The sequence below is a fragment of the Arenimonas alkanexedens genome (genome assembly GCF_054781355.1).
This window is the reverse complement of sequence record NZ_BAAGUO010000003.1, coordinates 34171-48733: the sequence shown is the minus strand read 5'-3', so window position 1 is coordinate 48733 and position 14563 is coordinate 34171. Positions and strand designations below refer to the sequence as shown.

The window sequence follows — 14563 nt, the reverse complement described above, 5'->3', positions numbered from 1 at the left end:
CATGACCGCGCATTACGCCGTCTTCGGACACCCGGTTTCGCACTCGCTGTCACCCCGTATCCACGCTGTGTTCGCCAAGCAGGCGGGTATCGCGATGGACTATGTCGCCATCAACGCCAGCCCGGCTGAGTTCACCGGCGCCATCGCGGCCTTCGCCGCGGCCGGTGGCATGGGCGCCAACGTCACGCTGCCGCACAAAGAGCAGGCGCTGGCGCTGTGCAGCCAGCTAAGCGCCCGCGCCAAGCGCGCCGGTGCGGTGAATACGCTGACCCGGGTCGGCCAGGACTGGCACGGCGACAACACCGACGGCGAAGGCCTGGTGCGCGACCTCACCGGCCGCCATGGCCAGGACCTGCGCGCGCGCCGCGTGCTGCTGCTCGGCGCCGGCGGTGCCGCTCGCGGCGTCGCCCCGGCGCTGCTGGATGCGGGCGTCCAGGAGCTTTGGATCGTCAACCGCACCCCCGAGAAAGCCGATGCCCTGGCCGACGCCCTGGGTGATCCCGATCGCGTGCACACGCGCTATCTGGAGGATCTGCCGAACCTCGGCAACTACGACATGATCGTCAACGCTACTTCGGCGGGGCACGGCGACGGCAGCATCACGCTGCCGTTCCGGCTTGCCGAAGCGCGCGCCCTGGCGGTGGACCTGAGCTACGGCGAAGCCGCGATCCCGTTCCTGGCCTGGGCCCAGGCGGCCGGCTGCGAACCGCGCATCGACGGGCTGGGCATGCTGGTGGAACAGGCGGCTGAAAGCTTCGCCATCTGGCACGGGCAGCGGCCCGAGACCGACGAGGTCTACGCCGAACTGCGGGCCCACGGCGACGCCCTGTTCACCGCCGACTGAGGCGCTGACTGGCGCGCGGCCGACGCTCAGGCGTTGGCCGGACCCGCCGCCTGCAGGTACTCGTCCTTCAGCCGCACGTAGTGCTTGGCGCTGTAGTAGAGCTGCTCGATTTCCTTGTCGCTGAGCTTGCGCACCGGCTTGGCGGGGTTGCCCAGCCAGAGTTCGCCGCTGAGCACGCGCTTGCCCGGCGGTACCACGGCGCCAGCGCCGACGAAGCCGTGGTCCATCACCTCGGCGCCGTCGAGCACGGTGGCGCCCATGCCGATCAGCACGGCGTTGCCAAGGGTGCAGGCGTGGATGATGGCGCCGTGGCCGATGGTGACGTCGTCGCCGATCAAGGTCGCCCAGCCGCCCGGCCGCGTGTAGGGGCCTTCGTGGGTAACGTGGACGATGGTGCCGTCCTGGATATTGGTCCGGGCGCCGATGCGGATGTAGTTGACGTCGCCGCGCACCACGCAGCCGGGCCAGATCGAGCTGTCGTCGCCCAGGTGGACGTCGCCAATGACGCAGGCGGCGGGGTCGACGTAGGCGCGGGCGCCAAGGGTGGGGCTGATGCCCCGAAAGGGTCGGATGTGCATGCGCGCATTCTAACCCCGCCTTCGCGCCACCCTCCCGGGATAGGCATAAACTGGGGGAATGGACACTTCCGCGCACCCCGACCACGCCCTGCGGCCGCTGCTCGAGCAGCTCCGCGCCGCCCACCGCCGCCAGCCGCCGACCTACCGGCAGCGCATGGACGACCTGGCCCGCTTGGGCGAGGTCATCCGTTCGCACCGGGACGAACTGGTGAAGACGGTCTCGGCTGACTTCGGCCGCCGCTCGCGGCACGAGACTCTGGCCGCGGACATCATGGTCACGCTGGACGAGATCAAATATCTGCGCCGCAAGCTGCGCGGCTGGATGCGGCCCGAGCGCCGCGGCCTGAACCTGGCCTTCCTGCCCGCCCGCGGCGAGATCCGCCGCCAGCCCCTGGGCGTGGTCGGCGTGGTGGCGCCCTGGAACTACCCGATCCAGCTGGCCCTGATCCCGCTGGCCGACGCCATTGCCGCCGGCAACCACGTGATGGTGAAGCCGTCCGAGCACACGCCGCGGACCTCGGCCCTGCTGTCGCGGCTGCTGGCCGAGGCCTTCCCGTCCGAGCGGGTCACCGTGGTGCAGGGCGATGCCGCTGTCGGTGCCGCCTTCACCCGGCTGCCCTTCGACCATCTGGTCTTCACCGGCTCCACCGCGGTGGGCCGGGCGGTGATGTCGGCCGCGGCCGACAACCTCACGCCCCTGACCCTGGAGCTGGGCGGCAAGTCGCCCGCGCTGGTGGCGCCCGGCTATCCGATCGAACAGGCCGCTGACCGCATCGCCGCCGGCAAGTGCTTCAACGCCGGCCAGACCTGCGTCGCGCCCGACTACGTGCTGGTGCCCCGCGCGCAGCGCGACGAATTCGTGCGCGCCTACCTGGCCAGCGTCCGCCGCCGCTACCCGACCCTGGCCGCGAACCCTGACTACACCGCGGTGGTAAACCGCCGCCAGGCCAGCCGCCTGCGCGACTGGATCGATGACGCCCGCGACCGCGGCGTATCGGTGATCCAGTACCGGCCCGACGCCGATGCGCCGCCGCCGGGCGTCGAGGTGATCCCGCCCACGGTCCTGCTCGACCCGCCGGACGAGGCCAAGGTGATGCAGGAAGAAATCTTCGGGCCGCTGCTGCCGATCAAGTCCTACGACGACCACGACGCCGCGATCGCCTACATCAATGGCCGCGATCGGCCGCTGGCGTTCTATCCCTTCGATCGCGACCGGGCGCGCCTGCGGCGCACGCTGGACGCCGTCGTGGCGGGCGGCGTCTGCGTCAATGACTGCCTGATCCAGTTCGGCCAGCATTCGTTGCCGGTCGGCGGCGTAGGGCCCAGCGGCATGGGCGAATACCACGGCCATGCGGGCTTCCTGGCGCTCAGCAAGTCCATGCCTGTGCTCTATCAGTCGCGTTTGAACGGGATGTCCATATTCGATCCGCCCTTCGGAAAGCTCGCGGATTTCGTCGTGAAACTGCTCACGCGCTGATGCCATGACGGGCCCGGGCGGCAACGCCGGGGCCGGCCAGGGTTGGAAACGGCGGCCCGGACCGCCATCTGGAAAGCCATGACTACTGAAAACCCCCTGCTTGCCGCCGGCGAACTGCCCGCGTTCTCCGCCATCACGCCCGAGCACGTCAATCCCGCCGTGGACGAGGTGCTGGCCGGCTTCCGCGCCGAAGTGAAGCGGCTCGTGGCCGATCCGGGTGCGCGTGATTTCGCCGGCCTGATGGCGCCGCTGGAGCGCTGGGAGGAGCGCCTGGGGCGCTGCTTCGCGCCGGTGTCGCACCTGCACGGAGTCAAGGATTCGCCGGCGCTGCGCGAGGCCTATTCGGCGGCGCTGGAAAAGCTGACCGTGCACGGCACCGAGCTGGGCCAGAACCGCGAGCTCTATCAGGCGGTGAAGGCCCTGCACGATGGCCCCGGTTTCGCTGCGATGGACCGCGCCCGCCGCACGGTGGTCGAGGACAGCCTGCGCGGCTTCCGGCTGTCGGGCGTGGCGCTGGAAGAGCCCGCGCGTTCGCGCTTCAAGGACATCCAGACCCGGCTGAGCAAGCTCGAGACCGAATTCGAAGAGGCCGTGCTCGACGCCACCGACGCCTGGACCCGGCCGGTGACCGAAGCCGAGCAGGCCGGCCTGCCGGACTCGGCGCGCGACATGCTGCGCACGATGGCCAAGGACAAGGGCGTGGACGGGCATCTCGCCACGCTCAAGGGGCCGGTGGTGCAGGCCATCCTCACCTTCGCCGACGATCGCGCGCTGCGCGAACAGCTCTACACCGCCTACAACACCCGCGCCTCCGACCAGGGGCCGCAGGCGGGCACGCGCGACAACAGCGCGCGCATCGAGCAGATCATGGCGCTGCGGCACGAGGCGGCAGGTCTGCTGGGCTTCGATTCCAGCGCCCACCTTTCCCTGGCCGACAAGATGGCCGGCACGCCCGAGCGCGTGCTGGGCTTCCTGCACGAGCTGGCCGCCAAGGCGAAGCCGGTCGCGGCGCGCGAGCTTGACGGGCTGCGCGCCTTCGCGGCCACCGAACTGGGCCTGGCTGACCTGCAGCCCTGGGACGTGGCCTACGCTTCGGAGAAGCTGCGCGAGCGCCGCTTCGCCTTCAGCGAGGAAGACCTCAAGCCCTATTTCCCGCTGCCGTCGGTGATGCAGGGCCTGTTCACCGTGGCCGAGCGCGTGTTCGGTGTGCGCCTGGTCGAACGCAGCGACGTCGATACCTGGCATCCCGACGTGCACTTCTTCGACGTCGTGGACCAGGACGGCACGGTCCGCGCCGGCGTTTATCTCGATCACTACGCCCGCGCCGGAAAGCGCGGCGGTGCTTGGATGGACGTTTGCCGCGCGCGCATGAACGACGGTGAGTCGCAGTCCAAACCCGTGGCCTACCTGACCTGCAATTTCGCGGCGCCGGCCAGGGACGGGCAGCCGGCCCTGCTGACCCACGATGACGTGATTACGCTTTTCCACGAGTTCGGCCACGGCATCCATCACCTGCTTACCGAAGTGGACTGGCCGAGCATCGGCGGCATCAGCGGCGTCGAGTGGGATGCGGTGGAGCTGCCCAGCCAGCTCATGGAAAACTTCGCCTGGCAGCGCGAGGCGCTGGATATGTTTGCGCGCCACTGGCAGACCGGCGAGCGTCTGCCGGACGCCCTCTACGCGAAAATGCTTCAGGCCCGGCACTTCCACGCCGGCCTGTTCCTGGTGCGGCAGCTGGAGTTCGCGCTGTTCGACTTCCGCCTGCATCTTGAGTTCGATCCGGCCCGCGGCGCACGCGCGCTGGAGCTGCTCAACGCGGTTCGCGATGAAGTCGCCGTGCTGCCGCCGCCGGCCTGGCACCGCGGTCCGCACGCCTTCACCCACATCTTCTCGGGCGGGTACGCAGCGGGCTATTACAGCTACCTGTGGGCTGAAGTGCTCAGCGCCGACGCCTTCGCGGCCTTCGAGGAGGCCGGGGTTTTCGATGCCGACACTGGCGCACGCTATCGCCGCGAAATCCTGTCGGTGGGCGGTTCGCGCCCGGCCCTGGAGAGCTTCATCGCCTTCCGCGGCCGCGAGCCGCAGCCCGACGCCCTGCTGCGTTCCTACGGACTGGCGGCATAAGCGCGCGGTGGCAGCCGGCGTGACGTTTTTGCCATGAACGCGGGTCGGCGGCTGGCGCTGATCGTCGCCTGCGCCCTGTTCATCGAGAACATGGACTCCACGGCAATCGCGACCTCGCTGCCGGCGATCGCGGCCGACCTGGGCACCGAGCCGATCGCGCTGAAACTGGCATTGACCGCCTACCTGCTGGCGCTGGCGGTTTTCATCCCGATCAGCGGATGGATTGCCGATCGTTTTGGCGCCCGCAGCACATTCATGGTGGCGATTGCAGTGTTTCTTCTCGGCTCGCTGGCCTGCGCGGCCAGTGGAACGCTCGAGCAACTGGTCGCCGCGCGCTTCCTGCAGGGCATGGGCGGGGCGCTGATGGTGCCCGTCGGGCGGCTGGTGCTGCTGCGCACGGTGCCCAAGAACGAACTCGTGCAGGCGCTGAGTTGGCTGACCATTCCCGCGCTGGTGGCGCCCATCATCGGCCCGCCGCTGGGCGGCCTGATTGCCACCTACAGCGACTGGCGCTGGATCTTCCTGATCAATATCCCGATGGGCCTGCTGGGATTGTTCCTGGCCTGGCGCTTCGTGCCCGACCTGCGCGAGCCGGTGAAGCCGCTGGACTGGACCGGCTTCGCGCTGTCGGGTTTGGGGCTGGCGTTGGCGCTGTTCGGCTTCTCCAGCCTGGGGCGGCACATGGTCTCAACGTCCGTGGCCGTCGGCTGCCTGCTGCTGGGGCTGGCGGGCATGGGTGGCTACGTCTGGCACGCGCTGCGGCATCCGCACCCGCTGATTGACCTGCGCCTGCTCAAGCTGGCCACCTTCCGCGCCGGCGTCATGGGCGGCATGTTGTTTCGCATCGGCATCGGCGCGACGCCCTTCCTGCTGCCGCTGATGCTGCAGCTGGGCTTCGGCCTGACGCCGCTGGCTTCGGGCCTGCTGACCTTCGTTTCGGCGGTGGGCGCGATGTTCATGAAAACGATCGCGGCCTCGGTGCTCAAGCGCTTCGGCTTCCGGCGCGTGCTGTGGATCAATGCGCTGCTGGCCTCGGCGATGCTGGCGGGCTTCGGCCTGTTCCGCGCCGACACCGCGCACTGGGTGATCATGGCGGTGCTGCTGGTGTCGGGCTGCTTCCGCTCGCTGCAGTTCACCAGCCTCAATGCGATCAGCTACGCCGAAGTGGACTCGGCGCGGATGGGCCAGGCCAGCAGCCTGTCGGGAATGATGCAGCAGCTGTCTTTGGCGCTGGGTGTGGCCATCGGCGGCTATGCGCTGCAGCTGGCGGGGGCGTTCACGGGCCAGGACTATGCCGACGCCAGCAACTTCGGCTGGGCCTTCCTGACCGTGGGCACGATCTCGGCGCTGTCGGCCTGGGTAATGTTCCGCCTGCCCAAAGACGCCGGCGCCGAGATGGCCGGCCGCGCCGAAGCCGGCCACGAAGTCACCGAACCCAAAGCCGCCCAACGCCCCAACACCTGAGCACCCTGTAGGAGGGCCTTCAGGCCCGAAGCTCCCCCTGCAGAAGGGCCTTCAGGCCCGAAGCTCCCCCTGTAGGAGGGCCTTCAGGCCCGAAGCTTTTCCGCCAAAGGCTTCGGGCCTGAAGGCCCTCCTACAGGGCGGGGGCGTGGGTCAGGGTTTGATGGCTTCCAGTTCCCACAGCAGCCAGGCGGGTGAGAGTTGCGTGCGCTTGCCGCGCAGGAAGCGGATCCAGCGGCGCAGGCTGCGCGCGAAGCGCTTGCCGGGGCCGTGGTTGAGCGGCGAATCCGCCAGCGCGCTGTAGGCGCTGGCGCGCTCCGTGCGGATGACCCGCAGGGCGCGGAATCGACCCTGGAAACCATACATCCGGCCCAGCGGTGATTCGCCGCAGAAATAAGTGTGGCTTTCGTCGGTGATGATGTTGACGTGGGTCGGGTCGACGAAGGCTTCCGGATGCGGATACGCCGGCGTCAGCGCGTACAGCCGGCCGCCGGGCGCAAGTACGCGCCAGATCTCGTCCATCAGCCGCACGAAGGGGAAGCAGGTGCCGCCAGCGCCGTCCGGGAACAGGCGCGGCACGTGCTCGAGGTAGTCGAAGGCCGACACCGAACCCAGGCTGCTGTCGGCGAAGGGGATCGGCTGCAGCACCAGGTTGGCGACGCGGTGCTCGTAGTCGACCGGGCCCTCGGGTGCGCGGATGTCGACGCCGTACAGCGTGCCGCGGCCGTAGGGGTTGCGCGGCTGCGTGCCGCAGCCGAGATCGAGGTGGCTATCGGGTAGGTTCATGGCCCGATTATGCCGAAAGCGACAGGCCTCATTTGAAGAAGGCCTGGAACGCGGCGATCACCCGCGCCAGCCCGGCGTCGTCGACATCAAGATGGGTGACCAAACGCATCCGCGGACCGCGGCCGGCGGACACCCGAATCGTCTCGGCGGCCAGATGCTGTGCCAGCGCGGCCTGCCGGTCGTTGGCCACGGTGATGAAGACCAGGTTGGTCTGCGGGTCTTCCACCTGCAGGCCGGGCAGCAAACGCAGCGCCGCCGCCAGCTCTGCGGCGCGGCGGTGGTCGTCGGCGAGTCGCTCGACGTGGTGGTCGAGCGCATGCTGCGCCATCGCCGCCAGCAGGCCGGCCTGGCGCCAGCCGCCGCCGAGTACCTTGCGCCAGCGTCGCGCCTTGTCGATCAGCGCGTGGGGACCGAGCAGGACCGAGCCCACCGGCGCGCCCAGGCCCTTCGACAGGCAGACCGACACCGAGTCGAAGTGCGAGGCGATGTGCGCGGCGCTGACACCGCCGGCCACCGCGGCGTTGTACAGGCGTGCGCCGTCCAGGTGGTAACCAAGTCCGTGTGCTTTCGCCAGCTCGCGCGCCTGTGCCAGGTAGGCCAGCGGCAGCACGCGGCCGTGCCAGGTGTTCTCGAGCGCCAGCAGCCGGGTGCGCGCGAAATGGGCGTCGCCGAGCGGCTTTATCGCCGCGGCCACGGCGTCCAGCGGCAGCGTGCCGTCGACGGCGTTGACGATCGGCTGCGGCTGGATCGATCCCAGCACCGCGGCACCGCCGCCTTCGTACTTGTAGGTGTGCGCGTCCATGCCGACCAGGTATTCGTCACCGCGCTCGCAGTGCGCCATCAGCGCCAGCAGGTTGCTTTGGGTGCCGCTGGGGACGAACAGCCCGGCCTCGAAACCCAGCTCGCTGGCAAGACGATCCTGCAGCGCATTGACGCTGGGGTCGTCGCCCATCACGTCATCGCCAACCGGCGCACGCATGCCGGCCTCGCGCATCGCGTCGGTGGGACAGGTGACGGTGTCGCTGCGAAGATCAACCCAGGGCATGCGCGAATCCGTGACGGCAGAGAAGTCGTCACTCTGGCCGAGCCCATCCATGAACGCAACGCTCAGCGCATCCGCCGCAGCGTGTCGTCGCGACGGACGAAGTGGTGATAGAGCGCCGCGGCCACGTGCAGCCCGACCACCCAATAGAAGGCTGTGCCGAGCAGCTTGTGAAGGTCCTCAATCTGGCCCGCCAGCGCCTCGTTGGGGGCCAGCAGCGTGGGCAGGGCGATCTGGGTGAGCGGGATCAGGATCGCCTTGTCGTCGGTCCAGGCCGTGGCAAGACCCAGCAGCGGCTGCACCACCAGCATGGCGTACAGAAGCAGGTGCACGGCCTTGGCCGGCAGCGCCTGCCAGGCCGGCAGGGCCGGCAGCACTGCCGGCGCCGGACCCGAGAAAGCCAGCAGCAGCCGCGGCAGCATCAGCGCCAGCAGCGTGATGCCGATCCAGAAGTGGGCCTGCACCATGCCCAGCCGCGCCGGCGTGCCGCGTTCAAACCAGACCCGGCCCTCGATGAAGATGAAAGCCAGGACCACACCAACGAACATCAGCCAATGCAGCGCGCGGCGGGAAGGCGCGTAACGGCGAGCGTTATTCATGGCGGGTCTCCAGATGGACTACTGAGTATGAGTGTGGCCCTATTGCCGCCATCGGCCTTGATCGGCGTCAAGCGGTCGCCGTCGAAGGCGCGAACCGTTAGCATTCGCACATGACCACGACCACGATCGCCAGCTGGAACGTCAACTCCCTCAACGTCCGCCTTCCGCATCTGGAGGACTGGCTGAAGCTGCGCGCGCCCGACATCGTCGCGCTGCAGGAAACCAAACTCGAGGACGAGCGCTTTCCGGACGACGCGCTGGCGGCGCTGGGCTATCGCAGCGTTTTCGCAGGCCAGAAAACATACAATGGCGTCGCCATCGTTTCGCGCGAGCCGGCTACGGACGTGCAGCTCGGCATCCCCGGCTTCGAGGACGAGCAGAAGCGGGTGATCGCGGCGACCGTGGGTGGGCTGCGCGTCGTTAATTTGTACGTGGTGAACGGCCAGGAAGTCGGCACTGACAAGTACGACTACAAGCTGCGCTGGCTCGACGCCGTGCACGGCTGGCTGGCGGAGGAGATCAAGACGCATCCGGAGTTGGTGGTGCTGGGCGACTTCAACATCGCCCCCGACGACCGCGACGTGCATGATCCCGCGGCCTGGAACGACGCCAGCATCCTAACCTCCACCGCTGAGCGCGCGGCCCTGACGCGACTGCTGGCCCTGGGCCTGCACGACAGCTACCGCCTCCACCATGAGGAAGGCGGCGTGTTCAGCTGGTGGGATTATCGTGCAGCGGGCTTCCGACGCAATCTGGGCCTGCGCATTGACCTGTGTCTGATAAGCGATGCGCTCATAGCCCGCTGCACCGGCGCCGAGATTGATCGCGAGCCGCGCACCTGGGAGCGCCCCAGCGACCACGCCCCCGCCATCGTGCGCCTGAGCCGCTGATCTACTGATCCCTCAAATCATGTAGGAGGGCCTTCAGGCCCGAAGCTTTTGCGCGAAAGGATTCGGGCCTGAAGGCCCTCCTACAAAGACGGCGAAGGCTCAGGGCTTGAGGCAGCGGCCCAGGAAATCCTCGGCGAGGCGGTAGCGGTGCAGGGCGTCGGCGCCCTGCAGGCCGTGCTTGGCGCCGGGATAGGTCATCAGCTCGAACGGCGTACCGCGCTTTTGAAGCTCGGACATCAGCTTGGTCGAATGCGTGAACAGCACGTTGTCGTCGGCCATGCCGTGCACCAGCAGCAGCTTCGAGCGCAGGCCGTCGAGGTGGGTGAAAACCGACGCGACGCGATAGCCTTCCGGGTTCGCCGCCGGATGGTCCATGTAGCGCTCGGTGTAGTGGGTGTCGTAAAGCGCCCAGTCGGTCACCGGTGCGCCGGCCACGCCGCAGGCGTAGTGATCGCTGGCCTGGGCCAGCAGCATCAGGCTCATATAGCCGCCGTTCGACCAGCCGTGCACGCCGATGCGGGCGCCGTCGACCCAGGGTTGGCGGCGCAGGAAGGCGACGCCGGCTTTCTGGTCTTCGACCTCCACCGTGCCCTGCTTGCCGTAAAGCGCGCCGCCGAACCGGGCGCCGCGCCGCGGCGTGCCGCGGTTGTCGAGCGAGAACACCACGTAGCCGTTCTGGGCCAGGTACTGGTTGAACAGCGCGTCGGCGCGGCCGGGCCAGGCGCGCGTCACCGTCTGCGTAGCCGGGCCGCCGTAAACGTATACGACCACCGGGTACTGCTTGGCCGGGTCAAAGCCCTCGGGCTTGATCAGGCTGTAGTGCAGGGTCTCGCCGCTGGCGGCGGTAAGTTCACCGAACTCCACCGGGCGGTGCGCGGCCCGATACGGCGCATAGGGATGCGCCGGGTCGGCGAGGTCGTTGTTCACCAGCTTCGCCAACGCAGTGCCATCGGCGCGCAGCAATTCGGTCTGGGGCGGCGTGGTCGGACTCGACCACAGGTCGACGAACACCGCGGCATTGGCGCTGAACACCGCCTGGTGCATGCCGGGCTCGCGCGTCAGTCGTTCCGGCGCGCCACCGGACAGCGGCACGGCGTACACGTGGTTTTCCAGCGGCGTGTCCCGCGTACCGGCGACGTAGGCCTTGCCGGCCGTCTCGTCCAGTCCCAGCAGCGCTTCCACCGTCCACTCGCCGGACGTCAGCGCACGCAGGGGCTTGCCGTCGGCGTCGTGCAGGTAAAGGTGTTCGAAGCCACTGCGCTCGGACAGCCAAAGGAAACTGCCGTCGGCCAGGAAGCGCAGACCGTCATGCAGCGGCACCCAGGTGCGGCTGGTTTCGGTGAGCAGAACACGCTGGCGGCCCGTCGCCAAAGTGGCCTCGATCAGGTCCAGCCGGCGCTGGTCGCGCGACTGTCGCTGGAAGGTGAGTCGGTCCGGATCGCGCCAGTTCACGCGCGCCAGGTAAATGTCGGTTTCCGCGCCGAGGTCGACGTCGGTGATGCCGCCGCTCTCACGCAGGGAAGCCACGTGCAGCGTGATGCGCACGTTCGGGTCACCGGCGGCCGGATAGCGCTGCTCGACGATCTCGGTGCGATCGGCGTAGACCTCCGGACGCTTCTGCACCGGCACCGGCGTCTCATCGATCCGCGCGAAGGCAATCGCGGAATCATCCGGCGCCCACCAGTAGCCGGTATGCCGGTCCATTTCCTCGTCGGCAACGAACTCCGCCACGCCGTTGCCGATTACGTCGCTGCCGTCGGTGGTCAGCGCACGCTCACGGCCGGTGGCCAGGTCGATCACCCACAGGTTGCGGTCGCGCACGAAGCTGACGAAGCCGCCGGCTGGCGAGACCTTGGGATCGGTGGCGAAGCCGGTACCCGAGGTGAGCTTGCGCACCGGATCGGCGACGCCTTCGCCCAAGTCGTAGCGGTACAGCTCGCCACCCAGCGGAAACAGCAGCGACTGCCCATCCGGCGCCCACTGGTATTCGACGATGCCGCTGAAGGCGGCGATGCGCTGGCGCTCGCGCCGCGCTTTCTCTTCGTCCGAGAGCACTTCCTCGCCCGGCAGCACCACGGCCGAATCGACCAGCAAGCGGCGCTCGCCGTCAGCGATGGCGTACTCCCAGAGGTCGAGCTTGAAACGATCGTCGGCCTTGCCCTGCAGGAAGGTGACGCGCTGGCCATCGGGCGAGATCGCCGGCTTCATCAGGCTCGGGCCCGAAAGCGACGCGCCGCCGGTAATGGCTTCGAGGCTGAGCTTTTCAGCGGGAATGGCGGAGGTGGTCAAGGTCATCATCGTGGCCAGCAGCAGGCTCTTCATCGGCCACCGTCCCGGTCGGCGGTCATGCCTTGGTAGTTGATGGAAACCCAGCGGTCCGGCGGCAGGAAGCCCTTGCCCCAGGCTTCGTCGAACTCGGCGGTGGGCTTGGCGGCAATCACTTGTTCCAGCGTCTTGCCTTCGCCGATCAGGGTTTCCAGCCGCGCGTGCACTACCCGCAGCATCTCCAGGTACTCCGCCAGCTCTTTGCGGCCGATCTGCACCGGCCCGTGGCCAGGGATGAAACGGGTGTCGGCATCTGACATCTCAAGCAGGCGCGCCGTGGCGTCTGCCATGCCCTTGAGGCTGCCGCCATTGCTGTAGTCCACCACCGGGTAGAGGCCGTAGAAAACCAGGTCGCCGGTGTGGATCACGTTGGTTTCCGGCAGCTGCACGATGGCATCGCCGTCGGTGTGGCCGTTGGGGATATGGATCACGCGCACGGTGTGGCCGCCCACGTGGAAAGTCATCTGGTCGTTGAAGGTAATCACCGGCAGCGCGCCTTTTGGCGCAGCGGGCACGGTGCGGTCGAAAGCCGCCATGACCTGGTCCGAAGACAGCCGCGTTCGCACATTGTCATGCGCCACCACCAGCGTGCCCGCTTCGGCAAAGGCCTCGTTGCCACCGGTGTGGTCGCCATGCCAGTGGGTATTGAGCACGAAGCTGACCGGCTTGTCGGTGATTGCGGCGATGGCGGCCCGGATCTTGGGCACCATCGGTGCGTACTGGTCGTCGATCAGGAAGGCCCGGTCCTCGCCAATGACCAGGCCGAGGTTGCCGCCAGCGCCCTTGAGCGCATAGACGCCTTCGGCGATCCGGGTGCTTTCAACCTCGATCTTGGAAAAGTCCTGGCCTGCGGCCGGCAGGGCCAGCATCAGGGCCGCCAGCGCGGCGGGAAGAAGGGCGGGGCGGACGGCAGGCAACATGGTGGACTCCGGGCAGCGGGTGGGGTCAGGCGGGACGCCCGAACAGGTTTCGGCGCATTTCTTCGGTCATTTCTGCGGGACGCTTGAAGGTTTGCTCCAGCGCGTAGGCGCGGGCCACCGCCGGTCGCGCCGCAATGGCGTCGTGCCAGCGGAGTACGTTCGGATAGTCGGCCAGGTCGATGTGGTGCCATTCGTGCGCCGCGGCCCAGGGGTGGCAGGCGAGGTCGGCGATGGAAAGTGCTTCGTTGGCAATGAAGCTGCGATCGGCCAGGTGCTTGTCCAGCACGCCATACAGACGCGCGGCCTCGCGCTGATAGCGCTCGATCGCGTACGGCACTTTTTCCGGGGCGTAGCGGGTGAAATGGTGGTTCTGGCCGAGCATCGGCCCGAAGCCGCCCAGCTGCCAGGACAGCCACTCCAGCACGGCTTTGCGTTCGCGCGCGCCAGCGGGCAGCAGCTGGCCGGACTTCTCGCCCAGGTAGCAAAGAATGGCGCCGGATTCGAACACGCTGATCGGCGCGCCGCCGTCCGCCGGCGCCTGGTCGACGATCGCGGGCATGCGGTTGTTGGGCGAGATCGCCAGGAACTCCGGCTTGAACTGATCGCCGGCGCCGATGTCGACCGGCACGATGCGGTAGTCGAGTCCGGCTTCTTCCAGGAAAAGGGTGATCTTGTGGCCGTTCGGCGTCGGCCAGTAGTAAAGGTCAATCATCTTGAATTCCTCAGGCCAGGTAACCGCCGTCGACCGGCAGCGACACGCCGGTGAGGTAGGACGAGGCCGGCGTGGCCAGGAACAGCACCGCCGGTGCGATTTCATCGGGCTGCGCCATGCGGCCCATCGGAATCAGCTGCAGCATCATCGCCATGATCTTCGGATTGCTGGTCAGGGCCGAGGCGAACTTGGTGTCGGTCAGGCCCGGCAGCACGGCATTCACCCGCACGCCCATCGGCGCCAGCTCCTTGGCGAAGCCCTCGGTCATGTTGACGATGCCGGCCTTGGTCATCGAGTACACCAACTGGCCCGGAGCCGAACGCTCGGCGTTGACCGACGCGATGTTGATGATGCTGCCGCCGTGTCCCTGCATGCGGCGGGCCGCCTGCACGGTGGTCCAGAAGTAACCGCGCAGGTTTACCTCGACCGTTTTCTCGTAGGCGTCGAGCGTCATGTCGATGGCCGGGCCGAAATAGGGATTGGCCGCGGCGTTGTTCACCAGCACGTCAACGCGGCGGCCGGTGCCATCGAGGCGGGCGAACAGGGCTTCAATCGCCGCCGTATCACCCACGTGCACCGCGTGCGCCTCGGCCGATCCGCCGTCGCCGCGAATGCTGCTGGCGACCGCTTCGCAGCCTTCAAGCTTGCGGCTGGTGCAGACAACGTGGGCGCCGAAACCGGCCAGCAGGCGAGCGATGGCCTCACCGATGCCGCGCGAGGCACCGCTGACGAGAGCAGTCTTGCCGGTGAGGTCGAATAGCGAATCAGGCACGGGGAACTCCACAGGGACGTGTGATTAACGTAC

The 14563-nt window shown here is 68.2% G+C and carries 13 protein-coding genes; 5 read left to right on the top strand and 8 right to left on the bottom strand.

The features are described from left to right. The first annotated feature begins 1 nt into the window (after window position 1). A complete protein-coding gene (gene aroE, locus ACYVGY_RS08235; protein ID WP_460457006.1) occupies window positions 2-844 on the top strand; it encodes a shikimate dehydrogenase in 843 nt (280 codons plus the stop codon). A gap of 26 nt (window positions 845-870) precedes the next feature. Here aroE and ACYVGY_RS08230 read toward each other — a convergent pair whose 3' ends face one another. Further along, the gene (locus tag ACYVGY_RS08230) at window positions 871-1422 is read right to left on the bottom strand and encodes a gamma carbonic anhydrase family protein (protein WP_460457005.1); all 552 of its coding nucleotides are present in this window, start codon (window positions 1420-1422) and stop codon (window positions 871-873) included. Between the two features lie 58 nt (window positions 1423-1480). Between ACYVGY_RS08230 and ACYVGY_RS08225 the strand changes: the two genes are divergently transcribed. The 3 genes from ACYVGY_RS08225 to ACYVGY_RS08215 all read left to right on the top strand — a co-directional run bounded on the left by ACYVGY_RS08225 (window position 1481) and on the right by ACYVGY_RS08215 (window position 6487). Continuing rightward, window positions 1481-2899: a coniferyl aldehyde dehydrogenase gene (locus ACYVGY_RS08225; protein ID WP_460457004.1), complete on the top strand. Its 1419-nt coding sequence runs from the start codon at window positions 1481-1483 to the stop codon at window positions 2897-2899. 78 nt (window positions 2900-2977) lie between these two features. Continuing rightward, complete coding sequence (locus ACYVGY_RS08220) at window positions 2978-5023, top strand: M3 family metallopeptidase (RefSeq protein WP_460457003.1); 2046 nt, start codon at window positions 2978-2980, stop codon at window positions 5021-5023. Between the two features lie 33 nt (window positions 5024-5056). After that, window positions 5057-6487, top strand: coding sequence for a DHA2 family efflux MFS transporter permease subunit (locus ACYVGY_RS08215; RefSeq protein ID WP_460457002.1), 1431 nt, complete (start codon window positions 5057-5059; stop codon window positions 6485-6487). Between the two features lie 150 nt (window positions 6488-6637). Here ACYVGY_RS08215 and ACYVGY_RS08210 read toward each other — a convergent pair whose 3' ends face one another. From ACYVGY_RS08210 to ACYVGY_RS08200, 3 genes are all read right to left on the bottom strand, one after another. Next, window positions 6638-7270, bottom strand: a complete 633-nt coding sequence (locus ACYVGY_RS08210) for a class I SAM-dependent methyltransferase (protein WP_460457001.1) — start codon at window positions 7268-7270, stop codon at window positions 6638-6640. Window positions 7271-7298: 28 nt separating this feature from the next. Further along, a complete protein-coding gene (ltaE, locus tag ACYVGY_RS08205; RefSeq protein WP_460457000.1) occupies window positions 7299-8315 on the bottom strand; it encodes a low-specificity L-threonine aldolase in 1017 nt (338 codons plus the stop codon). A gap of 62 nt (window positions 8316-8377) precedes the next feature. After that, complete coding sequence (locus ACYVGY_RS08200; RefSeq protein ID WP_460456999.1) at window positions 8378-8911, bottom strand: cytochrome b; 534 nt, start codon at window positions 8909-8911, stop codon at window positions 8378-8380. A 110-nt stretch (window positions 8912-9021) separates the two neighbouring features. On the opposite strand from ACYVGY_RS08200, the gene xth reads away from it, so the two are divergent. Next, on the top strand, window positions 9022-9801 hold the full coding sequence (gene xth, locus ACYVGY_RS08195; RefSeq protein WP_460456998.1) for an exodeoxyribonuclease III: 780 nt from the start codon (window positions 9022-9024) through the stop codon (window positions 9799-9801). A 99-nt stretch (window positions 9802-9900) separates the two neighbouring features. On the opposite strand, the gene ACYVGY_RS08190 is transcribed toward xth, so the two are convergent. The 4 genes from ACYVGY_RS08190 to ACYVGY_RS08175 are packed head-to-tail and all read right to left on the bottom strand — an operon-like array spanning window position 9901 to window position 14530. After that, a complete protein-coding gene (locus ACYVGY_RS08190; RefSeq protein ID WP_460456997.1) occupies window positions 9901-12123 on the bottom strand; it encodes a S9 family peptidase in 2223 nt (740 codons plus the stop codon). Next, on the bottom strand, window positions 12120-13046 hold the full coding sequence (locus ACYVGY_RS08185; protein WP_460456996.1) for an MBL fold metallo-hydrolase: 927 nt from the start codon (window positions 13044-13046) through the stop codon (window positions 12120-12122). The genes ACYVGY_RS08190 and ACYVGY_RS08185 overlap by 4 nt, the downstream gene beginning before the upstream one ends. Before the next feature lie 25 nt (window positions 13047-13071). Continuing rightward, the gene (locus tag ACYVGY_RS08180; RefSeq protein ID WP_460456995.1) at window positions 13072-13758 is read right to left on the bottom strand and encodes a glutathione S-transferase N-terminal domain-containing protein; all 687 of its coding nucleotides are present in this window, start codon (window positions 13756-13758) and stop codon (window positions 13072-13074) included. A gap of 10 nt (window positions 13759-13768) precedes the next feature. Then, window positions 13769-14530 carry a glucose 1-dehydrogenase gene (locus ACYVGY_RS08175; RefSeq protein WP_460456994.1) on the bottom strand — a complete coding sequence of 254 codons (762 nt, stop codon included), beginning with the start codon at window positions 14528-14530 and terminating at the stop codon, window positions 13769-13771. Window positions 14531-14563: the final 33 nt, after the last annotated feature.